Below are 22,405 nucleotides of genomic sequence, written 5' to 3'. Positions count from 1 at the left end.
CGCGCGTCGTCCCCCGTGGTCAGCGCTGCATCAGCTGCGCCTTGGACCAATCGATGTCGGCGGGGACGCCTTCGAAGACCTGGAGGCGTCCCGCCAGCATCTCGGTCTGGTACATGTTGCCGGAGACACGCACACGGGCGCGCCCCGGCGTCTGCCGCCCGCTCGCGGTGATCGCCAGCGGGACCCCATCGATGGCGAGCGCGCAGCGACCGTCCGGCAGGTACTGCAGCCGGATCGTGTACCAGGCGCCGCGCAGCAACGAACGGTTGGGGATCGGTACCCGCACCGTCTCATGCGACGTGAGCGTGAAGATCGGGAGATCCCCGAGGCGCATCCCTTCGATCGGATAGCCGACGTTGCACAGCAGTGCCTGCGGTGGGACGAACGGTGAGACGTTGCGATCCTTGGCGCGCTCGTACCGCGCCACATCGAGTCCCGAGAACACGCCGAGTTGCATGGCTTGCCATTGCGACATCGTGACCCTGGTGGAGACCCGCAGATCGACGGCGAGGCCCAGTGACGGATCGAATTCGTCCCGCGACAACGCCCCGCTCTCGAACGAGCCTTCGCCATTGTTGCGCATGACCGCCGAGCCGTCGGCGGCGCGTCCGGTGGAGGGCGAAGGACGTCCGAATGGGGACCAGCGCGACATCGACGTGTCGGTCCACTCTTCGACGAATCGTGGCTGCGCGGTGGCGGGAGCGACCCGTATCAGCAGCGAGTCGCGTGCCGACCGTCCCGAGGCCGCGCGCACCACCGCCTGTGGTGCGCGTCCGTTGAGCATGAGCAGTCCGCTGATGGAATCGATCGTCCCGGCGCTGGGATCGGCGAGCGTCCACCGCACGGAGCCCGGGTAGCGGATCTCGCGATCGTGCGCGTCGGTGAGGGTGGCGCGCAGTCGAGACGGTACGCCAACGGGAACGCGCGACGGTCCCTGGATGCGCAGGCGTGCGGCGCCAACGGAGGCCTCGCTTGAGATCCAGAACGGGTGAACGGAGGCCGAAGCGAGCGCCTCCGGCAGCTGCAGCGCTCGCACGAAGGACGGAGAGAGCAGGGGAAAGACGGCGGGACGTTGCCGTCCGTCGGCCGCGACCGCGCACACGCAGTACGCCCAGTGCGCATCCGGGCTCACGTGATACGAACTGGCCGGTCCGTCCGTGATGGCGATCGTCTCGCCGGTCGACCATTGCAGGGCCACGAGGCGCCTGCGGTTCTCCTTGAAGACGACCGCCAGGATGCGATCCTCGTCGATCCACGCGGTGGGGAACGCCTCGTCGGCGTCGTCGACGTGACGGCAGGCGACGGTGCGCGTGCCCTCCAGCTGCACCACGCACAACTCGTTGGGGACGACCCCCCAGTTGTGTCGGCTGAAGGCGATCTGTGTGGCGCTCGGACTCCACACGGCGTTGTGATCTGTGGAGGGCCCCGAGGTCAGTGGAGTGACCGGGCCGCCGGACATGGGGGAGAGCGCGAGGTCGTAGTGCATCAACGAGTCCCAGCGCGACGTGGCGAAGACGAGGCGCGACCCGTCGGGCGAGATGCGTGCCGTCCCGTCGTCGCCGCCGGCCGACAGCAGGCGTTTCGCCGGGGCGCCGCGTTCACGCACGAAGAGGTCGATGCCTCCGGGCTCTTCGGTCGATTCGCTCGTGACCAGCTGTCGTTGGTTGGGGTGGAGCGCCACCTCGAAGGCATTCGTCGACGCGAGCGTGAAGCTCTCCATGCCGTCCCATGCCGCGGTGGCCAGCGGCTGCAACGGGCTCCACGCATCCTCACGCAGCTCCACCTGCTGGAAGGTGACGCGACCGGCGCTGTCGACGAGCGCCAGCCCCAGCACGGCGTCGGGGGGAGGCAGGGCCTCATCACGCGTGATAACGAGCGCGCCAACGATCAACAGCGCGACTGCGGCGGCGGCCGCGAGCGCCTGGCGCATCGGGGTCATGAGGCCGACGCGCCAGCTCAACGGCGCCGACCGCCGGATGGCGCGCAGTTCGCCGTCACGGATGGACGGGCCGAACAGGTCGGCGGCGAGGGCATCGAGCCCGCGGCGATCCCCGAGCGCGAAGCGCTGCGCGGCGAACCGTCGAAAGAGTTCGCCGCGTGCCGCGTCGTCGCCGCTGGACCGGAGCAGGCGCGCGCCACGGCGGGCGCGACGCTCGTCCCACGCCCCCGTGGCGAGCATGGCCCGACCGAGCCGCGCCGAGGCGAGCGCCAGGCCGTCGGCCGATGCGACGCGCACGATCTCGTCGGCAATCTCGTCGTGAGCGACCTGCCAGCCGTCGCCCGAGCGCACCGCCAGCGCCCGCGTTTCGAGGGCACGCAGCCGCGCGAGGACTTCGGTCGATGGGCGCTCGCTCGCTTCCACCAGCGTCTCGTCCTCGACGGGGGCACCGGCGGCAGCCAACAGCGTCAGGAGCCACCGGTCGGTCCGTTCCATGTCCTCCAGTCGCCCGCGCAGGGCGTCGCCGGCGCGCAGCTCGGCGAGCAGCGCCTCGGGATGATCGGCGCACCAGCCTCCGTCGGCCCGTCGCAGCTCGCCACGATCCTCCATCAGCTGCAACGTCTCGAGCGCGAGCAACGGGGACCCGCGAGCGGCGCGCCAGAGTTCCACGGAGAATTCGGCGGCCCACGGCTCGGCCGGGAGCGCGGCGATCCCGAGGACGAGTTCCTCCACCTGCGGCGCCGTCAGCGGGTCGAGCGTGACGTGCACCGTCTCCGCGTGCGATGCGACCGCGACCTGTCGCGCCTCCTTCCGCCCAGTGGTGACCAGGAGGATGCGCACGTCGCGCAGTCCATCGGCCAGTGCCCCGATCAGCGCCGCCGACGCATCGTCGACCCAGTGCAGGTCGTCGATGAGGATCGCCACCGGGTGTTCGAAGGCTACCGCGGTCGCCAGCTCGCGGATGGCCAGCGAGCGCTCCCGCAGCGCGTCGTCGGGGGTGGCGATGCGGGGGGCATCGTCGAAGTAGGTGGAGAGCGACGGGTTGAGGCCGATGAGCGTCGCGGCAGACGCCGGCGCAATCGCTCGTTTGCCAGGCAGCTGGGCGAGCGCGGCGGCCAGATCGCCGGCCACGCCGAACGACATGTCGCGTCCGCCGTACGTCCCGCCCACCGAGACGACGCGCCCGCGCATGGCACGAAGGCGGGCCTCGAAATCGCGCAGGAGGCGCGTCTTGCCCAGGCCGGCGCGCGCGGTGACGTGCACGCGCCGGATCGCCCCCGCGCGCACCTGCTCCCATGCCCCCAGGAGCTGCGCGAACGCCTGCTCGCGCCCCACCAGGGCGTCCGACTGCAGCGCGCGGGTGCCACTCGCCGTCCCCTTGCCATTGTCCGCTCCCGAGGCGCGGGCCACGCGCAGCAACGCCCGCGTCGCCGGCTCGAGCTGCAGCTCCTCGCGCTCCGCCAGCTGCACCAACGCTTCGGCCTCGGCACGCGTGGCGAGTGCGTCGTTGGCGGACGCGCACACCTCGAGCAGGAGGCGCCACCCTCCCTCATCGTACCGATCCTGGTCGCGCAGGCGACGCGCCAGGTCGAGCGCGGCACGCGCGTGCCCCCGCGACAGCTCGGCGGCGATGATCGACTCGGCGGCGTGCCGAAAGACCTGCAGCAGGCGCCGGCGCTCCAGCGCGCACCATTCCTCGAATCCGCTCCCCCCGGGGGTGGCGAACTCGGGGACGAACGGCCCCACATATCGCGACACCACCTCTTCGTGGCGTCCCTCCGCCGAGGCGGCGAGCAGGAGGTCGCGGTCGACCTCCACTTCGGGGAGGAGCTGGAGGGTGTCGCCCGCGGCGGCAATCACGTCGCGCCCCGTCTTCCGCCGCAGGTACCAGAGCGTTTGCCGCAGCGCGTGCTTGGCCGCGTCGGTCTCCAGGTCCGACCAGAGCAGCGAGATCAGGAGGGAGCGCGACGCCGAACGCCCCGGGGCCGCCGAGAGGTAGATCAGGAGGGCGAGCGGCTTGCCCAAGCCGAGCACCGGGGCCGGCGTACCGGCCTCCCCGTTCCGCAGTTCGACCGTGCCGAGTGTGCGAAGGAGCAACGGAAGCCGCGGCGACGTTGAGTGGACGTCTGGCACGAGGCGGAGCATTCGCCCTGACGGCGAGGCGCGCAAGCAGCACTCGCCTGATGTGCAACATGGCGCGGCGCGTCAGATCGGCGTCAGAGTGCGCCCGTTGCTTGCCTCCGCGGTAGCCGATCAGCCGGTGCTACGGCTTCACCTCCACCACCCCGCTCATCCCGGGGTGGATGGTGCAGTCGTAGCGAAAGGTCCCCAACGTCGGAAAGGTGCGCGAGACATCCTGGTCGTTGGTGATGTTGATGTCGGCAGGGGCCCCCGCCGAAACGCCGAAGATCACGTTGTGCGGCGTCGCGCCGAACCGCCACGTCACCGTCCCGCCGCGCGCGAGCTGCACGAGCAGGGGGACGAAGACGTTGCCGGGCATCGTCACGAGCACGGACGAGGGAAAGCCGGCCGGGTCGACGGTGAGTGAGAGCGCGGCGGTGACCCGCTGCGTCCCGCTGCGCACGGTGATGGCGACGGACGTGGTACCGGCCGCTGTCGGTGTACCGTCCACGAGACCGGCAGGGGACAGCGAGAGTCCGGCGGGGAGCGGCGCGCCGCTGTCGATCGACCAGGCGTTGCCTCCCACGCCCCCCGCAGCCTGCAGCTGCACGGTGTAGCGCTCCCCGACCTTCGCGTTGGGGAGCGCCGCGGTCACGATGCGCAGAATGGGCGGCAGCACGCGCAGCGTGTAGCCACGTTCGGCGCTCAATGGGCCGCGCTCGGCGCGCACACGAATGGTCGCGTCGCCCAGCGCGGTCGGGTTCCCCAGAATCACGCCGCTGGTCATCAGCGAGAGCCCGGCGGGGAGCGCGCCGCTTGCCAGCGACCAGGTCACCGGGCCGCTCCCGCCGCTCACGTCGAGGAACGCGTTGTAGGACACGCCTAACGTCGCATCGGAGAGCGCCGTCGTGGTGATGGCCAACGGGGGCGGGACGACGGTGAGGGTGAAACCGGTCGTACTCGTCACCGAGCCACTGCTCACCTTCACCGACAGCGACTGCGTCGCCACCTGCAACGGCATCCCCGACAGTCGCCCCGCCGCCGTGAGCGTGAGACTGTCGGGGAGCGTCCCGCCCATCAGCTCCCAGCTGTACGTCCCCGTCCCCCCGGTCGCGGCCAGGGAGACGTCGTACGGCACACCAACCGTCGCTTGCGGGAGCGCGGCGCTGGTGGTGATCACGACTGGCGGCGTCACGGGGACGACGGCCTTCTCGTCGCCCCCGCAGCCGGAAAGGGCCACGACGAGCGCGACGACGAGCGCGCTGCGCCAGACGGCGCGCAGGCGACGCATCGCCGCGCTCGACCTCACCATACGGCGAGGATGTAGTAGTAGTCGCCCTCGATCCCGTTGATGATGGTGATCCCGGGGTTCGGTGTTCCGATCCCGGTGACGCCGCAGTAGGTGTCGCTCGCCGAGACCGGGACCTGCGCCACCGAGATCCAGGTCTGCTGGTTGGTGCTCACGTAGCAGGCGATGAACGGCAGCGTGTTGTTGGCCACGGCGCTCGCGGGCAACGGCATGGTGAAGGTTCCCGACGCGTCGAAGCGTCCGGTGGCCTGCATGCGGTTGGCGGTCGGCCCGGCAGGTCCCTGCGGCCCGGCGGGGCCTGCGGGGCCGGTTGCACCTGCCGGCCCCTGCGGCCCGGTGGCGCCGGTGGGCCCGGGGGCCCCTGTGGGACCCGTCGTCCCGGTCGGCCCTGCAGGGCCGGCAGGTCCTGCGGGGCCCGCCGGGCCCATCGCCGCCCGCGGGGCCCTGGCAGGCGGCAACGATGGCCGCGACGAGGAGCGAACGCAGCACGGGGAGAAACGGCGGACGAGGCATCAAGCGAGTCCTCCGGCGCGCGCGCCGGCGTGGTGACAAACGATGGAGAGGAAGTCCGGCAGGTGCATCAGGCGCCCGGCCCCTGGCGCAGCAGGCTCCGGCGGCGCGGGAGGGCGCTGGCCGGCGCGGCGGCCCCCGTGGTGGTGATCCCGCGCTCCACCGGGACGTAGCCGGGGAAGATCGTCGTGAGGTTGGGGTTCCCCAGCCGGTACTTCACGATCTCGGCGAGCAGGTCGCGATGGTCGATGGTGACGCGCAGGTCCTGCCCGTCCTCGAGCTGGGCGCGCTGCAACCCGGGCCACTGCGCCATCACGCGACCGCCGGCAATCCCCTGGCCCATGAAGAAGGCGACGCTGGCCCGCCCGTGGTCGGTTCCCTGCGACCCGTTCTCGCGCGCGTTGCGCCCGAACTCGGAGAAGACGACCACCGTCACGTTGTGGCTGCCGGCCCCCTGCATCACGTCGGCCCAGAAGGCGCCGAGCGAGTTGGAGAAGTCCTGCATCAGGGTGTGCATCGTCCCCGACGTCGGCCCCTGGTTGGCGTGCGTGTCCCATCCGCCGATGTCCAGGTGCGCCGCCTCGAGCCCGGCATCGCCCTTGATGATCGCCGCCAGCGCCCGCAGCCCCTTCCCGAAATCGGTCTGCGGATAGACCGCGCCGTTGGCGGGGACGTACTGCGAGAAGCCGATCGCCTTGAGCAGGTTCACTGTGCGCAGCGCATCCCTCCGCCGAGTCGCGCACCGGGGCCAACCGCCGGCGAACATGCGATCCAGACGCTGTCGTCAGGCGCGTAGTGTCGGTAGTTCTCCGGCTGCGGAATGGGGAGCGTCTTGGGGGCCCCGGTGAGCGTGAGGCGCGTCCCCCCCCACCCTAACGAGATCCCGCGCAGTGGCGCCGTCGGCTTCAGCGGCGCCGAGGTGAGCAGGTGCCGCGCCAGCCACCCGGTGGCGATCCCGTAGTCGGCCGGCTTCCCGGCCTCGAGGTAGCGCTCGGCCTCGAAGTGCGAGCGTGAGTTGGTCGCCGACTGCCCCGTCGCGTGCACGATGAGGAGCTGGTTGGCCAGGTAGGCTGGCCGCAGCCCCGCCATCCCCTGCGGCAACATGAAGAAGTTGTCGAGGGCGATCCCCGCTGCTGCGAGGCGGCGTCGGGGCGAGGATGGCGATGGTCGGGCGCCCGCAGTAGTACGCGGCGTCGCCGAACGGGGCGACGAGCGAGAGCCCGTCGGCGTCGCCGCGCATGAAGATCGAGACGATCACGTCGCGCGAGCTGTTGGCAGACTGCGCCCAGCGCACCTCCGGGAGCCACCCCGGCATCCCCGAGGGGAGGGCGAGGGCCATGACGTTCAACCCGGCGGTCACGAAGCCGCGTCGCGACAGCTCGCGGTACTCCTGACAGCCGCACTCGTCGTGTGGATCGGTCATGTCCCTGGGCTCAGTAATACTGGAAATCGGGGGAGCAGGCGGCGTAGTACACGGCCTGCTGCACTCGGCTATTGGACGTTGGGTTCACCTGCAGCCAGCGCGTGAGTTCGGTGGACAGCGACATGGTCATCTCGCCGCCGAACATGCGCCGGTTGATCTCGGCCACGACCCCGCGGTCGTCGGCCCCATCCATGGAACCGCGGGGAGAGCGCGGATACTGCCCCGGCTGTCCCCAGTTGCCCACCACCGACGACATGGCATTCCAGCGGTTGACCATCAGCCCCGCCCAGTACTCGGCGCGGTCGGGATAGCCGTCGGGGGTCTGCCAGGCGAAGATCTGGTGCGCCAGGTCCCAGAGGCGCCCCTCCCCCCTCCGAGTTGTTCCAGTCGCTCCACGGATCGACCGTCACCCCGGTGGTGCGCAGCGCCGAGACGTAGTAGTGGAACGGACGCTTCAGCTTGGCCGGGGCGTTTGCCAGGTTGTTGCGCGTGAGCACGGCGCGCAGCATCGCCTTGATGTCGCCTCCGGTCGCGGTGTACGCGGCCGCGACGGCGTTGATCTGCGTGTTGGTCGGGTCGGGACGAATGAACCAGCGCAGCAGCTTGGTGGCGATGTGGCGCGCGGTCGCCGGATGGTTGATGAGGAACTCGGCGAACGTCATCGCCTCGTCCATCCCCGCCGTCCCCCCCGCCTGCGGACGCGCCGGGAAGTCGACCCCCATGACCGTCTTGGCGCCGAAGTCGTGATAGTCGGCGCGATACAAGAAGTTGCGGTTACCGTCGATGGTCCAGCCGGTGAGGACGCGGGCGAGTTCGTGCACGTCCTGCTGCGTGTAGCCCCCGTTCCACCCCACGGTGTGCAGCTCCATCAGCTCGCGCGCGTAGTTCTCGTTGACCCCCCACTTGGTGCTCCACACCTGGTCGAGGTAGATGAGCATCGCCGGGGAGCGCATGCTGGCGCGCACCATGTCGCCGAAGTTGCCTAACGCGTGCTGCCGGATCACGTCGCGGTAGTCGACCAGCCGGGGCGGGGAATTGGCGATGTTGAAGTGGTCGGTCCAGAACTCGGTCATCCGCTCTTGCAGCTGACGCTTCGAGAAGGCCCCCCGCTCGACGATGGCCCGCTGCACCGGGGCCACCACCTCGTTCCAGAAGACCGACTCCTTGGCCAGGAGCGTGGCCTGCGAGTAGGCGAACTGCGGGTAGCGCGTGGCGATGCGCGTGTCGCAGGCGGTGTCGTCGATGCTGGACGGCGTGAGCTGCTCCTCCAGGTAACGGTCGAAGCCGATCGCCTTGACCGCCGTGACGTCGCTAGCAGTCATGCCGAGCGTGATGCGCCGTAGCAGCCGCAAGTCGAGGTCCTTCCACTCGGCACGCTGCCCCAGCCGGTCGATGAAGCGCACCGTAGGGGCGCGCGCCCCTGCGCCTCCCCCTCGGCGGGGTGCGACGACCGTCGCCCTACCGCGCCGGCGGCATCGCGGCGCCGAGGTGCCGAGAAGGCGCGGCGCGACGGCGGAACGGGGCGCTCCGTCAGGGGCGTCGGTGCGTAGGAGTGCAGTCGGACGACTCCTCGTCTCGGTTGTCCAGTTCGTCCATCGGCAGTTGGCGTGTGAGGCGCGTCTCCAAGGGACCGATCGCCCCGGCGATGGGTCACGACCCGCAACGATAGCGCCCCCGGAGTCGCCGCAAAGCGACGTAGCGCACACCGGCGTGTGGCGGCACATGTCGCCGTGAGGGTGTGCGGGCGCACAGCTCCGACCGCCCGGCCGTGCCGCTGCCGGGGCTCCGCCGACGCGAGGTGCGGGAGGCGGGGGGTAGCGGGAGCCGGTGATGTGATGCAGGATGGCGGGGCCCCCGCCGTGCGCCTGCGGCGATTCGCGGGGGCGGCCCTCGCACCATCCCAGTCCATGTCCCCAGCCAACACCATCCTCTTCGGCGGCATCGCCGGGATCCTGGCCCTCGATACCCTCTCGGCCGCGGCCGCGAGGTGGCTCAAGTTCCCCTACAAATGGTCGATGGTCGGGTCGGTGGCGATCTACGTCGCCGTCGGCTGGTTCACCGCCTTGTCGTCACCCACGGCGCAGCCCGCGATGGCGGCGGCGTGGGTGGGGGTGGCCGAGTCGACGTTAGGCTGGGGGATCTCGTGGGCACTGGGGCCGGGGAAGCCGGCGACGATGAAGAACCTCAAGTCGCAGATCTTCGTGGGAATCCTTGGGGGGGCGGCGATCGCGGCGGCGGTGGGATGGTGCGCGGGATTCGCGGCGCGTCGCTGGGGATGACCCCCCAGGTTGACGTTAGGCGCTAGGCGCCACGGGCCAACGCCGGGGCCGAACGCGGCGGACCCACCACGCGATTGCGCCCGGCTTCCTTGGCCGCAAAGAGGCGACGGTCGGCTTCGGCCACGATGTCGAGCGCCGTCTCCCCATCGTGCGGACGGTCGGCGACCCCGATGCTCACCGTCATGCGCGTCGGCTCCGCGCGGTCGGGGAGGACGTCCTCGCGCGACACGAGGTGCCGCATCTGCTCCAGGCGTTCGAGCGCCTGCTCGGCGGTGGTGTCGTGCAGGATCACGACGAACTCCTCCCCCCCGTAGCGCGCCACGAGGTCGCTGCGACGCACCGCGAGCTGCAGCGCGTGCGACCGCTACAGCGCCTGGTCGGGCCCCGTGCGAAGCGGTCGTTGAACTGCTTGAAGAGGTCGACGTCGATCATCGCCACCGCCAGCGGGCGCGACGCGCGGGCGGCACGGGCCACCTCGCTCTTGAGGTAGTCGTCGAAGAAGCGGCGGTTGAAGACGCCGGTGAGGGCGTCGGCATTCGACAGCTTGCGTTGCTGCTGGATGCCGTCGACGATGAAGACGTTGAGCGTGGTGGCACAGCCCAGCAGGATGACGCGCGAGAACTGGTCGGCCCACTGGAAGCGCCCGTAGATGCTGGCCCCGCCCACGATGTCGAGCGGGAAGCTGTTGGCCACCCAGGCGATCGTCGCCAGGAACTGCACCATCGCCAGCACGCCGGCGCCGAGCGCGACCCGCTTGTCGTAGCGCAGGCAGGTGGCGGTGAGGGCGATGAAGTAGGTCTCGAAGGTGACCTTGCTGTTGACCACGACCTGCGGATCGGTCTGCAGGGCGAAGATGACCTGCGCCGTCGTGATGAGCGTCACGTCGAAGCACGACGTGGCCATCGGGAGCCACGGTTGCCGGCGGTCGCGCGAGACCATCAGAGGGATCGAGGCCAGGACTGAAAACGGCGAGTTGAAGTTGAGTCCCAGCAGGTGATGCCGGCGCTCCTGCAGGGAGGCGAAGGCGACGTTCAGCAGCGGGATCAGCATGAGCACTGCCGTCAGCGCCACGCGCACCCGCGCGATGATCAGCTCCCCTTCGCGTCCCGCGTCCAGCAGGTACTGCTCCGGGGCCTCCCACAGGCGTTGCGTCGTCGTCGGTGACGCGGGCGCGTGCGCGAGTGTGGGGGGAGCGATGCTCGTCATCCGGCGGAGAAGTGGAGAGTCGTTCTGCTCCGTGAAGGACGGTTGGCGGGTTGCAGGCGCAACGATGCGGCGCGCGGGGGCGGGCCCCGGTCAGTCGGTGCCGCGAAGTCCTCCGATGCGGAGCGGGCGCTGCGGCGGAGCGGACGCTCCGAACAGCTCGAGGGCCCGCAGGCTCCCGGCGACCGCATCGAGGGCGCGTCCCATCTCGTCCTCCGCCCGGCGGACGGCGCCGCGATACGAGGACCGATAGAGGGCCATGGTCCCGGCGGCGATCACCGCGCCGGCGCCGACCGCGGGGAGGGCGATCCCCAGCGCGCCCAACGCCACGAGTGCCTTGGCGCCGATGGCCGCCGCCAGCCCGCCCCCGGTCGCGCCCAGCGTCCCGGAGAGCCATGCGGACGCATTGACGTTGCGGCGTACCCCGGGGCGCAGGTCGGTGTACATGGTGACCTCGGTTGATCCGGGGATCCCCGGCGCCTCACGCAGCGTGACCTGCAGCGATCGCGCCTCCAGCTGCAATCGCGTCCCGTACCAGGTGAGGTTGAGCCCACTCGCGACGCCGAGGGTGGAGACGGCGCCGGGAAGGTCGAAGACGAGGACCCCGCCGTCGAGCGGGTGTCCCCCGACCGTCCCGCCCAGCACCAACTCGAAGGGCGACTGCTGCAGCACCTGGCCGAGCGCCTGGAGGACGCGTGATGGTGGGGCCGGGATGACACGCGTGGCTGCGCAGCTGCGCTCGGCGGTGCCGAGGAGCTGCGTGGCGCGCCGCTCCTGCCACCCGCCGATGGGGGCGGGCGAGAGCGCCGTCCCGGCCGTGCCGCCGCGCTGCGCGCCACCCAGCTCGGCGAGGGCGAGGGCGACAAACTGCTGGGAGATGCCGGCCTCGATGGCCGCGGCCTGCACGTGCGCGAGCCGATAGCCCTCGGCCGGCGTGCCGTCGCGGGGCGCCGCCGGCGACCCGGTGCGGGAGCCTCCCTGCGCCAGCGTCGGGGCGATCGCGGTGGTGTCCACGCGGCGGAGGGCGTCGGCTTGCAGCTGCGCGGCGCGCTGCCAGAGCGCCAGGGCCTGCGCCTCCGTGAGCCGTGCGTCGGCCGTGGGGGGGAGCGCCGCCGCGTCCTGCTCGGCAGCCGCCACCGCCGAGCCTAACGCGTCGGCCAGCGCCTCGCCGGTGGCGGGGCGGTCCTCCGGCGCCTTGGCGAGGCACGCATCGACCACCGCCGCCACCTGCCGGGGAACGCCCGGGGCGATGGAGGCGAGCGAGGGCGCGAGGCGCGTGGCATGCGCGACGAGGATCGCCGAGGCGACGTCGCCCTCGAAGGGGAGCCGCGCACTCAGGAGCTGGAAGCCGACCACGCCTAACGCGTAGAGGTCGCTGCGCCCGTCGAGCGGCTCGCCCGCCACCTGCTCGGGGCTCATGTAGTGCACCGTCCCCAGCACGTGCCCAGTCTGCGTGAGCCCGTCGGCACGCGCGGCGTCGCGCGCGATCCCGAAGTCGGTGACCATCACCCGTCCCGTCGCGCGGTCGAGCAGGATGTTCTCGGGCTTGATGTCGCGATGCACGACGCCGCGGGCGTGCGCGTACGCCAACGCCCAGGCCGCCTCGCGCAGGTAGCGCACCGCCTCGGCGACTGGGAGCGCCCCGCGCGCGCGCACCCGGTCGCCGAGGTTTTCGCCGTCCACGTAGGCCATGGCGAAAAAGGCGAGGTCGCCGACCGCGTCGGCGTGGTGGACCGGGACGATGTTGGGGTGGGAGGGTTGGGCGGCGGTCCGCGCCTCGCGAAGAAAGCGCCTGGGTCTCCGGATTCCGGGCGAGTTCGCTCGGCAGGACCTTGAGGGCGACCAGGCGATCGAGGGCGATGTCGCGGGCGAGGTACACCACCCCCATGCCGCCACGTCCGAGTTCGCGATCGATGGCGTAGCGACCGGCCAGGGCGTCGCGCAGGGAGTCGACGGACACGAGTGGTATGGAGGGGGCGGAGTATGGCGTTGCCGGTCGAGCGTTCCCGACCGTCGAAGAAACGTACGCCACTCAGCCGCGGGCTGTTTCCGTGAATCGATCACGGAGCCCCGCAAACGCACGTGCCTCCGAGAGGCTTTCGCCCCCCGGAGGCTTCCGGTTCACCACGTGCCTTCCCTCATCCACTTCTCAACCCTAGCTTCTCGCTGCCCAGCTCGAAGCGTAACCGGCACGGGTGACCGGATGACGTTGGATTCCGACAATCTGGATCTCCACCGTCTTCTGAGCGTCACATGACGTCCGACGCCGTCATTTCTCCGTCTTCCGACTCCCATCTGACGCTGCAGACGATGGGAGGCGCTCGGCTCATGTCGTCGCTCCGGGGTGAGAGCGAGAAGCCCCTGCTCGACGGCGGCAAGCCGGTGGCGCTCATCGCCTACCTCGCCTCGGCGCCTTCCCGCCAGGCCCGGCGCGACCAGCTCGTCGACCTGCTCTGGTCGGACCTCGAGCCCGACGCCGCCAAGCACGCGCTCCGGCAGACGCTCTGGTACATCAAGAAGCGGGTCGGCGACGCGATCCTTCTTGCGGCCGGCGACACGCTGTCGGTCAGCGACCGCCTGCAGGTCGATCGCGACGTGCTGCTCCGCGCCGCGGAGCAGAACGACCATGAGGGGGTCCTCGCGGCGTACACCGGCGACTTTCTCCCCGATTTTGCCGCCCCGGGTGGCGCCGAGTTCGAGGGGTGGGCCGACGTGGAGCGCCGGCGGCTGCGATCGCTCTTTCATCGGTCCAGCGAAGCGAGCGTGCGCGAGCTGCTCGGGCGCGGCCGTAGCCGCGATGCGGTCGCACGGGCGCGGCGCGCGCGCGATCTCGATCCCACCCATCAGTCGAGCTGGCGCCTGCTGCTCGAGGCGCTGATTGCGGCGCAGGACTGGGCGCAGGCTCAGGGCGAGGGGGAGGCGCTGGAGCGCATGGTGGCGGACGAGGAGGTGGAGCTCGAGCCCGCCTCGCGTTCGCTGCTGCGCGTGGCGCGACAAGGAGGAACGGAGCCGACGGAGCAGGAGGAGGGGCGCCGCGGGATCGTCGCCGAGCTGGTGGGGCGGGAGCGTGAGTTCGCCCTGCTGCTCGATGCCGCGTCGCAGGCGCAACGCGGACGGGGCGAGCACGTGCACCTGCGGGCCCCCGCGGGGATCGGCAAGTCGCGCTTGTTAGGCGACCTGATGGCGCGACTGCGCAGCGCGCGCGCGCGGGTGGTCCTCGTGCGATGCGACGTGGGGTCGCGCGAGCTGCCGTATGCGGCGGCGAGCGAACTCGCCTTGATGCTCGGACGACTTCCTGGGGCGCGCGGCGTGTCGCCTGACAGTGCGTCCGCCCTGGTGGCAATGGCGCCGGCGTTGTCGACCTTCTTCACCGTACCGCACGACCCGAGCACCGACCAGGAAGTCTTCGGTCAGCGCAGCCAGGCGTTGCTGGAGCTTGGCGACCTTACCGCGGTGTCCTGAGGAGCAGGCGTCGTCGTCCTCATCGACGACGTGCATTGATGGATGCGCGGTCGCGCACCGTGCTGGGGCAGCTGGCGACGCGGGTGCACGCCTTGCACCTGCTCATCGTGACGACCGGGCGGCCGGTCGTGGAGGGGCGGCTGGACGACCCCGAGGCGCGGGTCGTGGAGCTCCCGGTGCTGACGGAGCTGCAGTGTGCGGAGCTGGTGGCCAGCATCGCCACGCTGGGGCAGGCGGAGTGGGGGGGGCGCTTTACGCAGGAACTGTGGCGCTCCACCGGCGGGTCGCCGCTGCACGTGCTGGAGACGTTGCAGCTGCTGCGCGAACGCACGCTGCTTCCGCCGGATGGACGGGGAGTGGCGCTCGCCCGATCCCGGGGGGTTGCCCTTGCCCTGCTGCGCGAGGGTGGGGCGCTGGCGCGTCGCCTGGACTCGTTGCCACGCGACCAGCGGTGGCTCCTGCTGTTGCTGGCGGTGGCCGGGTCACCGTTAGGCGAGGTACGACTCGCCGCCGCCGGGGGGCGGGACGTGACGGCCGAGTCGGCGCTGCACGAGCTGGAGGCGCGCGGGCTGGTGGCGCGCACGGCCGATGGCTGGATGATTGCCCATGACGAGATGACGACGACGGTCCTGGAGCACGCGAGCGCCGAGAGCGTGCGGGCGGCGCACGCCGCGTTGGGGCGGGCGCTGTGGCAGGAAGGGACCGACGACCTGGCGACGATGCGCCGCGCCGGCCAGCACCTGGTGCGAGGCGGGGAACGCTCGGCGCTGCACGCGCTCTTCGGCGGCTTTGTGCGCCGCCTGCGCGCGTTAGGCGACACACGCGCGATCCCCGCGCTCGCCGACGACCTGCTCGGGCGCCCAGCGCGCGGGACGTGGTGCGTGGTACGGTCGAGGCGCGCCGTGGCACGTGCGCGCGGGGCTCACGTCGGGGCGACGCGTGGCGGCGGTCGCGGCCGTCTTGCTGCTGGCGGCGAGCATCCCCACCGCGGCGCTGCTGGTGCGGTCGGCTCCGCCGCCTGCGCCTCCGCCGCCCGTCGCCGAGTTACTGCTGGTGTCGACGGATGGGGCCACGAGTCGGTCGTGGCGCGTCCCGCTGCGGGCGGGCGAGTGGGTCCCCGGGCGCGACATCGTCCTCCCCGATTCGCAGGGGCGAGTGGTCGTCGGCGATCCGCGCGTCTCGCGGCCGGCCATTCCGCTTCCGGGAACGTCGGACGTGGGTCTTTACTCGCACCCATGCGCTGACAGCGGCGGCATCGAACTCGTGGTCGAGCGCGCCGGTTCGGTGCGGCGACTCACACACTCGCGCGGCGACGACCTCATCGGCGACGTATCGCCCGACGGGCGCTTTGCGGTGATCGCCACGGCGCGATGGAACACCGACTCGCACTACGATCTCGCCGTCGTCGACCTCCGCACCGGCGCATACCGACAGGTGACGCAGGGCGATGACACCGATCAACACGCGCACTGGAGCCAGTCGGGCGATCGACTCGCCTTTCTCCGCAACTCGTGGGCCGAGGAGACCTCGTATCTCTGTCTCGTCAATCCCGATGGGAGCGACCTGCGATGTCCGACGGAGTGGAAGGCGCTGGGCCCCCCCGTTGGGTGGATCGACGACGATCGGTTGCTCGTCCAGCGCAAGGTGGGGAGCATGAACGAGATTGTCGTGGCCGACGTGCGTGACCAGCGCCTCACCTCCCTCGGCGAGCAGGTGAACGTGGCGTCGCTGTCGCCGGATGGGCGATGGCTCGCGTGTCGCTGCGAACGGATCGGCTATCGCTCCGGCTCCTGGTTCGTGATGCCGGTGGGGCGCTCCAACGAGGCGCGTCCCATTGCCGTGCCGGCAAACGTCGTACTGACGAACGTGACCTTCGGTGACGTGGGACGGCCACCGGCGAGCAGCGAGATGACCGTCGACGTGGGGCCGTCGATGCCGGTCGTCGGGGTGCCACACCGCCTAACGGCACATGCCAACCTTGCGAGTCGGCGCACCGAACCGCTCGAGCGCGTGCGTTGGCGCTCGCACGATCCCGATGTCCTGACCATCGATTCGCTCACCGGGGAGGCGCAGCCGCTTCGCCCGGGGAAGACGCGGGTGACGGTGGTCGCTCCCGGTTGGGCACAAGCGGAACGCGAGATCGAGGTGCGCACCGACGTGCCAGCCCTGATCGGCGAGGAGAGCTGGGAGGCGACTGGCTCGAACGGTGGTACGACTTCGGAAAGCCGCGCCCCGTGACGGTGGTGCGCGACGGGGCCCTGGCGCTCAACGTGAATGGGGACGAGTCCTTTCAATCCGGGGCCATTCGGAGGCAGGAGCTGTCCGACGCGCGCGGCATCACGGTCGAGACGCAGCTATCGGTGCGCATCTCGCGGGCGCAGTGGCAGTCGATTCGCGTGATGCTGCGCGACGCCAGCGACCTGCAGCGCGTCACGGACGCCGATCGCGAGGATGGGTTGATCGGTGCGCTGGGCGTCCCGCGGCAGGAGTGCGCGGTGGCGGTGCCGGCTGGCGAGGGGAGAACGATGTCGAGTCGACTCGCGGCGTACATGGGCGACGACAACGTGTATCTCCCGCTCCCTCCCGGGGTTCGTGAAGGGCGCTGGCTTCCGGTGCGGCTGACGATTCGTCCCGACGGGCGATGTGCTGTGGCGTTGGATGGGCGTCAGGTGTTCGTGAGCCGCGCGCGCGTGGAGACGGGAGGGCTGGTGCAGCTGCAAGTGCATGGGAATGCCGTCGGAACGGAGTCGATGGTGGGGCGGGTGAGGATTTGGCAGGGGGTGGCGATGGGGCAAGAGGTGATGGGAGTGCCGAGCGCGAAGCCGGGGCCGAGAGCGGAGGTGACGGCGCCGGCGAGGCAGGGGGGCTTGCCGGGCTGGCCGTGAGCGAGGCGCCATGTCCGATCTGGGCGAGGAAGGGACACCGGTGCGACTGGAGATCAATGGCGAGAAGTGTCGTGGCGAGGGGGCGCGGGTGCGCTTGGTCCGCGCCCCTGATACATCAAAGATCGAACGACCCGGTCGCGTCGTGGCGCGACGTCACGGGCGACGCTGACGTCGCAATCGCCGCGGTGCGAGGCCTCCCAAGTCGAGCAATCCGGAACCGACAAGCGCGAGCGTTGCCGGCTCTGGAGTGACGGTCGTACCAGTCACTGGCTTGAAGGTCGCTTAGAAGCGCTCGACATTCCCCGATTGATAGCCCGTATCGACCCGGGCGCTTAGTTGCATTCGCGAGAGCATGGAGCTGCATGACAGTGGGACCATGAGGACGTTCCCGCGGAGATTGCAGTGCGGGTCCGGCGCCTCACCGGACCCGTAGTCGCTTCCAGCGAGAACGATCTCGCCGAATGGGCGCGCGGCCCCTTAGACCGCGCGCCCACCCGGTTCACCCGCTAGTGCTTCGTGTCTTTCACCTGCGGCGAGTCGTTGCCGTAGCTGTCGGTGCCAGAATGCGCCTGTCGGCGCGATGGATGACCACCTCGCTCCGGCGCGTGCGTGCCTCGGGGATGGCTGCGGCGATGGCCTGCGTCTGCGTGGTGGGTTCGGTGAGCGGCGAGGCGTCGCCCGCGACGCGGGCCACGAAGGTGGTGCGCTTCGACTTGGACTTTCCGCTCGGAACCACGTGCACGTTGCGTCGCGTCTTTCTGGACATGGTCATTCTCCGTGATGGAAGTTGGTGATGCGTGGTGACTGGACACGGCGCGAGCGGTGCTTGGAGCGGCCCGCGCCGCGTCTGGTGGAGAGGCGCAACACGAACGCTAGGCTGCCTGGCTCACCGGGTCCTGGGTGACCGTCGCAGGCACGTTGCCCCCCTCGGTCGTGATGGTCGCACTGCGGACAAACCGCACGATGCTGCGCCACTCGGCGAGGTTCTCCGGCTCACCCACCAGTCGCGGGGCGAGCATGAGGTCGAGCAGGCGCACGAGGTCGCGCCCGCGCGACAGCTCGGAGAGCATTCCCGCCGTCGCCGCCGAACGACGGGCGAGGTCGAGCGACCGGTTAGTGAGGGTGTCGCGGAAGGTGTTGGTCGCCTTGCGCAGGCGATCGACGAGATCCTCGGCGAGTCCGCGTGCGGCGAACCGGTCCTTGAACTCCTCCACGCGCTCGGCGAACGCGTTGGCCGCCTGGATCAACCCTTCGTCGTCGCGCGCCGCCGGCACCACGAACGCCGAGCGAAGCTGCGCGTCGTTGGCGAAGAGGCGACGCGCCACCACGGAGATGGGACGGAGGTACTCCTGGCGCAGCTCGCGCGCCATCGCGCGCTTGGTGTCCGTGGCGGCGCGAGCCGCGTTGGCGCGGGACGCCTGTTCGGTGGCGAACTGCTCGAGCCGGACGACGAGGGAGTCGAGCGCCTCGATGTGCGGCTTGAGCTCGCCGACGGCGACGGGGACGGCCTTCCCCGCAAGGAAGGCGTGGGCGCGTCGCAGCGTCTGCAGGCCCAGCTTGGTCTTGAGTTCCATGGTCTGCTCTCCCTTCCATATGGTTGTGGGACGCGTGATGAACAGCGGGCAGGTGCGCGTCCCTTCACCTGCTCCGCGCCTTCGTTGACACATCGGTGACGTCGGTGCGATCGGGAGCACTGACGCTCCGTGGCGTTACACTGCGCTCCGTCGAACACGTGCGGTCGCTCGCTCGCCGTGCGCTGTGGATCGTGCGTTTCGCGCTGCCGTTCGGGCGCGGTGCGCTGTACGTCGTGCGCCGCGCGCGGTAGGCCGTTGGCGGCGGTCAGTCGTCCGGTTACACGTACACGTCAGCCGTTGGTGCTGGTCGGTCGATTATGCGTGCTGCACGGCGCTTCACCTGCGCCGTCGAGCGCTCCGTCGACAACGCGAGATCGTTCATCGACGGTGATCGCTCGACCGTCAGCAGTGCTCAGTGGCGTGGCGGTCTCACGTCGGCGTCCGGTGCCGGCGTTCGGTCGTCCGGGTCAGGTGTGGTCACTTCTCGGTGCAACGTGCGCCAGCTTCGACCGTTCCGCACCGTCGATCGCTCGTGCGGCAGCTGACCGATGGTGTTGGTCAGTGCCTCGACGTGAGCGCACAGCCACCCGGCGGCGCCGCGCGGTCGTCCATGTGCGCCGCGCGTTCGTCCGTGCGAACGGCGAGATCGTTCCCTAGCACCGCGCAGTGGTTCGTCGCGCTCGCGTCATGCTTCGAGCGCGGTGGTCACTCGATCGTGCGCGAAGGTGACTCAATCGATCGCGCCGCGCGGTCGATCGTGTGTGCTTTTGCCACTTGCCCCCCCGCCAGGCGCGGACCACCGGCGCTGCGCAGTCGGGTCCGGAGAGCGCCGCGCAGTCGAGTTACTGGCGTCGGAACCTCGTTCATGCCTACCGCGCAGTCGTCCGTGAGACGAGCGCAGTGGGTCCTCTCAGCACGGCGACGCGGGCGGGTGAGCGCGCCGGCTGCGGTCAGTAAGGGAATCCGGAAGGCCCGAGTCGCGACACGTCGGGCAACCGGAGGAGGGCCGGAGGCTCCGGGAGATTCGTCGATCACACACCCCCTCACTTAAACCCCCGGCACCCCCCTGTTTGTCAAGGGGGTCTGTCTGTTCACGGCTTGGAGGGCGCGTGACCGTTCGGAATCGGGAGGAGTTCCGTGAAAGTTCGGAAATTGACCCTACGATTTGCCTGAGCCCGGGGGTTATAGGGGGGGCAAAACGGACCAGAATCTCGCTCCCCCATTCAGGCGGTCGAGTTTCCCCAACGCCCTAGGGGGGCTGGACGGCGACCATATGATTGGGCCGACCACCCCGACGGGAGGAGAACGGAGCGTGGAGACGGAGCATCGCGGGCTGTCGCTCCATCGCGCGAGCACGACGCAGCTGGCGGAGGCGGAGCTGGCGCCGGTCTTTCGACAGGCACAGCGCCACCTCACGCGATACGCGGCGCGTCTCGTCGAGGAGGACGAAACGGAGGATGTCGTGCAGGAGACGCTGCTCAAGTTCGTGATGCAGCGACGGCGGGAGAGAGACACGGGGGGCGGCCGCCCTCGCGCGCGAGAGCGTGCGGAGCCCCTGCCGCCGCTCTCGAAACGCGACGTGATCATCCGCCTCACGGTCATGCTGAAGGATGTAGTGATCGACCGGGAGCGCGCGCGTCGCAAGGAGACGAAGATGATGCGCTTGATCTCCGGGGCATCCGCGACCATTCGCCGTCACATGAGTACCCGGCGGCGCGTGGAGGACGACGAGATCCGCTCGGCGATCCAGTACGCGCTCTTGCGACTCCCGGCCTACATGCGCGAGCCATGGGTGATGGTCAAGGAGCAGGGGTTCTCGGTGGACGAAACGGCGCACCACTTCGGAATCACGCGTGCCAGCGTGCGCGCCGCGATGGCCGAGGCAAACCGGGCGATGCGCCCGCATCTCGAACGTTTCGGCATCACGCCCGACATCATCCGGGGGAGGGACATCGAATGAGGGTCAATGACTGGCTGGTCCCGGCTGGCGAGGCGCGGGAGCTCACACGTGCCGAGATCGAGGCGGGGCTGTACGCCGATCCGGAGGTGACGCTCATCTCCGACTACTTGAGCAAGACGCTGGACGACGCTCAGGCGCGCGATGTGGAGCGTCGGCTGCGCGACGACGAGGGATTCCGCACGAAGGTGGGCCCGATCGTCGCCGCGGAACGCGTGGCCCACCGTCGACGACATCGAGATCGCGGACGACCGGATGGAGGCGTCGTGGAAGCGCCTCATGCAGAGGGTGGAGCGCCAGGGAGACGGGGACGAGGATCGTGCGGAGCGGCGGCACGCGTCGGCTGACGCGGCCGGGGATCGTCGGTTCATCCGTCAACTGCGGCGGTGGCAGCTGGCGGTGGGAATCGCCTGCGTGGGGTTGCCGGCGGCACTCTTTGGCTGGGGGGGACGTACGTCAGGCGTTCGGCGCCGCCGCCGCAGGTCCACATGGTCGATGTGCCGGCGCGTGAGTCGCAAGTGGCGCGCGTGAGCGACGACTCCTGGGCCGTGGTCTCTGCGGGGTCGCGCCTCACGTGGCGTGACGCGGCCACCGAGGGTGGCGTGCGCGAACTGGTGCTCGATGGCGAGGCGCGCTTCAGCATGACGAAGGTGCAGGCCGGCCACTACGTGGTGGTGACGCCTGCGGCGCGGGTGATCGTGACGGGGACGGAGTTCACCGTGGATGCGACCGACCCCGTCTCCACCAAGGTCCGGGTGACGGAAGGGCGGGTGGTGCTGGCGAGCCGAGGAGTGGACGCGGCCGAGCCCGTGGCGTTAGGCGTGGGGGAGCGGGGGGTGGCGACCTGGGGACAGCCGGCGCGGAGGGCGCGATGATCCCGCACACTCCACTGTTGCTGGTGACGGCGGCGCAGGCGCTCGCCCGCCAGGCGCACCGCGTAGTGCGCGAGCGCCAGGACGTCCCCTGTTCGCTGGAGTTCATGCACACGCTGGGGTTTACGGCGCACCTGGACCTTCGCGTGGGGTTGTCGAGTTGGCCGGTGGAGCGATTGGGGTCGTTCGATGCCCTGCGCGAGATGGCGCGATGTCGCCGGTGGGAGCGGGAGCGGCTGGCGGCGGGGGACCTGGTACTGATGCGCAACGACCCGGTGGGGGCGAGCGCCTCGGGCAGCGATGCACCACGCGAGGAGGTCGGCGTGGTCCTCCAGGTGCTGAGAGGCGAACCGGAGACGACGGGGGACGATTCGGCTGTGCGCCGTGGTGGTCGCACGCCCAGATGACGAGGGCGGAATGCAGGTGATGGAGTGTCATCGCTGGTGCGACACGCGGGAGCGCGACCTTGGTATCCGGTGGTACGCGACGTTCGACGACATCGAACGGGCGGCGTGACGACTCGGCGACCGTGCACGATGTGCAGCAGCCGAGTGCAACGAGCAGAGGCAAGCGGGCCAACGTGGACGTGCGACGCGCCAGCGACGGCGTGGCGAACGTGACGATCACTGCTGACTGAGCCTGGGAACCGGGAGGAGGTCGGAGATGCGCGAGACATGGAGCGGGTGGCGGCGCGCGCTGTGGGCAGTCGGGGCGCTGCTGGTGGTTGGGGGCGTGGGGACGTTGTACGTCCTGCGCGATGCGCGGCGCCTGGTGGTAATGCCAAACTTGCTGATGCTTGTGCCGCGAGACAGCGCGGCACCCTTCCTTCGCGATAGTGCCTATCTGGTCCGGTTGGGGGGACCGGACGAGG

At 70.5% G+C, this 22,405-nt stretch carries 21 protein-coding genes; 10 read left to right on the top strand and 11 right to left on the bottom strand.

Annotation, left to right across the window (positions count from 1 at the left end):
- Positions 1–19: 19 nt before the first annotated feature.
- The 5 genes from IPN47_21215 to IPN47_21195 all read right to left on the bottom strand — a co-directional run bounded on the left by IPN47_21215 (position 20) and on the right by IPN47_21195 (position 6,983).
- On the bottom strand, positions 20–4,036 hold the full coding sequence (locus IPN47_21215) for an AAA family ATPase (protein ID MBK9410517.1): 4,017 nt from the start codon (positions 4,034–4,036) through the stop codon (positions 20–22).
- A gap of 166 nt (positions 4,037–4,202) precedes the next feature.
- A complete protein-coding gene (locus IPN47_21210) occupies positions 4,203–5,351 on the bottom strand; it encodes a hypothetical protein (GenBank protein MBK9410516.1) in 1,149 nt (382 codons plus the stop codon).
- Between the two features lie 14 nt (positions 5,352–5,365).
- Complete coding sequence (locus IPN47_21205) at positions 5,366–5,797, bottom strand: hypothetical protein (protein ID MBK9410515.1); 432 nt, start codon at positions 5,795–5,797, stop codon at positions 5,366–5,368.
- A 152-nt stretch (positions 5,798–5,949) separates the two neighbouring features.
- Positions 5,950–6,588, bottom strand: coding sequence for a DUF1501 domain-containing protein (locus IPN47_21200; GenBank protein MBK9410514.1), 639 nt, complete (start codon positions 6,586–6,588; stop codon positions 5,950–5,952).
- The gene (locus IPN47_21195; protein MBK9410513.1) at positions 6,585–6,983 is read right to left on the bottom strand and encodes a hypothetical protein; all 399 of its coding nucleotides are present in this window, start codon (positions 6,981–6,983) and stop codon (positions 6,585–6,587) included. The genes IPN47_21200 and IPN47_21195 overlap by 4 nt, the downstream gene beginning before the upstream one ends.
- 134 nt (positions 6,984–7,117) lie before the next feature.
- On the opposite strand from IPN47_21195, the gene IPN47_21190 reads away from it, so the two are divergent.
- Complete coding sequence (locus tag IPN47_21190) at positions 7,118–7,273, top strand: hypothetical protein (GenBank protein MBK9410512.1); 156 nt, start codon at positions 7,118–7,120, stop codon at positions 7,271–7,273.
- Positions 7,274–7,370: 97 nt separating this feature from the next.
- On the opposite strand, the gene IPN47_21185 is transcribed toward IPN47_21190, so the two are convergent.
- Complete coding sequence (locus IPN47_21185) at positions 7,371–8,705, bottom strand: DUF1800 domain-containing protein (GenBank protein MBK9410511.1); 1,335 nt, start codon at positions 8,703–8,705, stop codon at positions 7,371–7,373.
- Between the two features lie 504 nt (positions 8,706–9,209).
- Here IPN47_21185 and IPN47_21180 point away from each other — a divergent pair.
- Entirely contained in the window at positions 9,210–9,581 is a 372-nt protein-coding gene (locus tag IPN47_21180; GenBank protein MBK9410510.1) for a hypothetical protein, read from the top strand.
- 22 nt (positions 9,582–9,603) lie between these two features.
- Here IPN47_21180 and IPN47_21175 read toward each other — a convergent pair whose 3' ends face one another.
- From IPN47_21175 to IPN47_21165, 3 genes are all read right to left on the bottom strand, one after another.
- Entirely contained in the window at positions 9,604–9,921 is a 318-nt protein-coding gene (locus tag IPN47_21175) for a GGDEF domain-containing protein (protein ID MBK9410509.1), read from the bottom strand.
- Complete coding sequence (locus IPN47_21170) at positions 9,870–10,787, bottom strand: diguanylate cyclase (GenBank protein ID MBK9410508.1); 918 nt, start codon at positions 10,785–10,787, stop codon at positions 9,870–9,872. The genes IPN47_21175 and IPN47_21170 overlap by 52 nt, the downstream gene beginning before the upstream one ends.
- Before the next feature lie 90 nt (positions 10,788–10,877).
- Positions 10,878–12,680 carry a serine/threonine protein kinase gene (locus tag IPN47_21165; GenBank protein ID MBK9410507.1) on the bottom strand — a complete coding sequence of 601 codons (1,803 nt, stop codon included), beginning with the start codon at positions 12,678–12,680 and terminating at the stop codon, positions 10,878–10,880.
- Positions 12,681–13,112: 432 nt separating this feature from the next.
- Between IPN47_21165 and IPN47_21160 the strand changes: the two genes are divergently transcribed.
- Genes IPN47_21160 through IPN47_21145 form a run of 4 tightly spaced genes read left to right on the top strand, consistent with a single transcriptional unit; the run spans position 13,113 to position 17,131 of the window.
- The gene (locus IPN47_21160) at positions 13,113–14,246 is read left to right on the top strand and encodes an AAA family ATPase (protein MBK9410506.1); all 1,134 of its coding nucleotides are present in this window, start codon (positions 13,113–13,115) and stop codon (positions 14,244–14,246) included.
- 38 nt (positions 14,247–14,284) lie between these two features.
- Positions 14,285–15,490, top strand: a complete 1,206-nt coding sequence (locus IPN47_21155; protein MBK9410505.1) for a hypothetical protein — start codon at positions 14,285–14,287, stop codon at positions 15,488–15,490.
- Positions 15,462–16,484 (top strand): DPP IV N-terminal domain-containing protein, encoded by a 1,023-nt coding sequence (locus tag IPN47_21150; GenBank protein MBK9410504.1) that lies wholly within the window; start codon positions 15,462–15,464, stop codon positions 16,482–16,484. Before IPN47_21155 ends, IPN47_21150 begins: the two co-directional genes overlap by 29 nt.
- 5 nt (positions 16,485–16,489) lie before the next feature.
- The gene (locus IPN47_21145) at positions 16,490–17,131 is read left to right on the top strand and encodes a hypothetical protein (protein ID MBK9410503.1); all 642 of its coding nucleotides are present in this window, start codon (positions 16,490–16,492) and stop codon (positions 17,129–17,131) included.
- Positions 17,132–17,654: 523 nt separating this feature from the next.
- Here the strand turns inward: IPN47_21145 and IPN47_21140 are convergent.
- Positions 17,655–17,897 (bottom strand): DUF2188 domain-containing protein, encoded by a 243-nt coding sequence (locus IPN47_21140; GenBank protein ID MBK9410502.1) that lies wholly within the window; start codon positions 17,895–17,897, stop codon positions 17,655–17,657.
- Between the two features lie 106 nt (positions 17,898–18,003).
- Complete coding sequence (locus IPN47_21135) at positions 18,004–18,705, bottom strand: hypothetical protein (GenBank protein MBK9410501.1); 702 nt, start codon at positions 18,703–18,705, stop codon at positions 18,004–18,006.
- 1,273 nt (positions 18,706–19,978) lie between these two features.
- Here IPN47_21135 and IPN47_21130 point away from each other — a divergent pair.
- From IPN47_21130 to IPN47_21115, 4 genes are read left to right on the top strand one after another with little or no spacing between them, the layout of a single operon-like run.
- Positions 19,979–20,665: a hypothetical protein gene (locus IPN47_21130; protein ID MBK9410500.1), complete on the top strand. Its 687-nt coding sequence runs from the start codon at positions 19,979–19,981 to the stop codon at positions 20,663–20,665.
- Complete coding sequence (locus tag IPN47_21125; protein MBK9410499.1) at positions 20,662–21,009, top strand: hypothetical protein; 348 nt, start codon at positions 20,662–20,664, stop codon at positions 21,007–21,009. The genes IPN47_21130 and IPN47_21125 overlap by 4 nt, the downstream gene beginning before the upstream one ends.
- A 39-nt stretch (positions 21,010–21,048) precedes the next feature.
- Positions 21,049–21,537: a FecR domain-containing protein gene (locus IPN47_21120; protein MBK9410498.1), complete on the top strand. Its 489-nt coding sequence runs from the start codon at positions 21,049–21,051 to the stop codon at positions 21,535–21,537.
- Positions 21,534–21,941, top strand: coding sequence for a hypothetical protein (locus tag IPN47_21115; GenBank protein MBK9410497.1), 408 nt, complete (start codon positions 21,534–21,536; stop codon positions 21,939–21,941). Before IPN47_21120 ends, IPN47_21115 begins: the two co-directional genes overlap by 4 nt.
- Positions 21,942–22,405: the final 464 nt, after the last annotated feature.

The organism is Gemmatimonadota bacterium, from assembly GCA_016719105.1.
Classification (GTDB): Bacteria; Gemmatimonadota; Gemmatimonadetes; order Gemmatimonadales; family Gemmatimonadaceae; genus SCN-70-22.
The sequence above is the reverse complement of the archived record's forward strand: the minus strand, read 5'-3'. Positions and strand labels throughout refer to the sequence as shown.

Bases quoted from the DNA above. Each gene is read 5' to 3' on its own strand.
- IPN47_21210 (MBK9410516.1), bottom strand. From the start codon at position 5,351: ATGCGTCGCCTGCGCGCCGTCTGGCGCAGCGCGCTCGTCGTCGCGCTC.
- IPN47_21205 (MBK9410515.1), bottom strand. From the start codon at position 5,797: ATGGGCCCGGCGGGCCCCGCAGGACCTGCCGGCCCTGCAGGGCCGACC.
- IPN47_21195 (MBK9410513.1), bottom strand. From the start codon at position 6,983: ATGTTGCCGCAGGGGATGGCGGGGCTGCGGCCAGCCTACCTGGCCAAC.
- IPN47_21190 (MBK9410512.1), top strand. From the start codon at position 7,118: ATGAAGATCGAGACGATCACGTCGCGCGAGCTGTTGGCAGACTGCGCC.
- IPN47_21180 (MBK9410510.1), top strand. From the start codon at position 9,210: ATGTCCCCAGCCAACACCATCCTCTTCGGCGGCATCGCCGGGATCCTG.
- IPN47_21170 (MBK9410508.1), bottom strand. From the start codon at position 10,787: ATGACGAGCATCGCTCCCCCCACACTCGCGCACGCGCCCGCGTCACCG.
- IPN47_21160 (MBK9410506.1), top strand. From the start codon at position 13,113: ATGTCGTCGCTCCGGGGTGAGAGCGAGAAGCCCCTGCTCGACGGCGGC.
- IPN47_21155 (MBK9410505.1), top strand. From the start codon at position 14,285: ATGGATGCGCGGTCGCGCACCGTGCTGGGGCAGCTGGCGACGCGGGTG.
- IPN47_21140 (MBK9410502.1), bottom strand. From the start codon at position 17,897: ATGTCCAGAAAGACGCGACGCAACGTGCACGTGGTTCCGAGCGGAAAG.
- IPN47_21135 (MBK9410501.1), bottom strand. From the start codon at position 18,705: ATGGAACTCAAGACCAAGCTGGGCCTGCAGACGCTGCGACGCGCCCAC.
- IPN47_21130 (MBK9410500.1), top strand. From the start codon at position 19,979: ATGATTGGGCCGACCACCCCGACGGGAGGAGAACGGAGCGTGGAGACG.
- IPN47_21125 (MBK9410499.1), top strand. From the start codon at position 20,662: ATGAGGGTCAATGACTGGCTGGTCCCGGCTGGCGAGGCGCGGGAGCTC.
- IPN47_21115 (MBK9410497.1), top strand. From the start codon at position 21,534: ATGATCCCGCACACTCCACTGTTGCTGGTGACGGCGGCGCAGGCGCTC.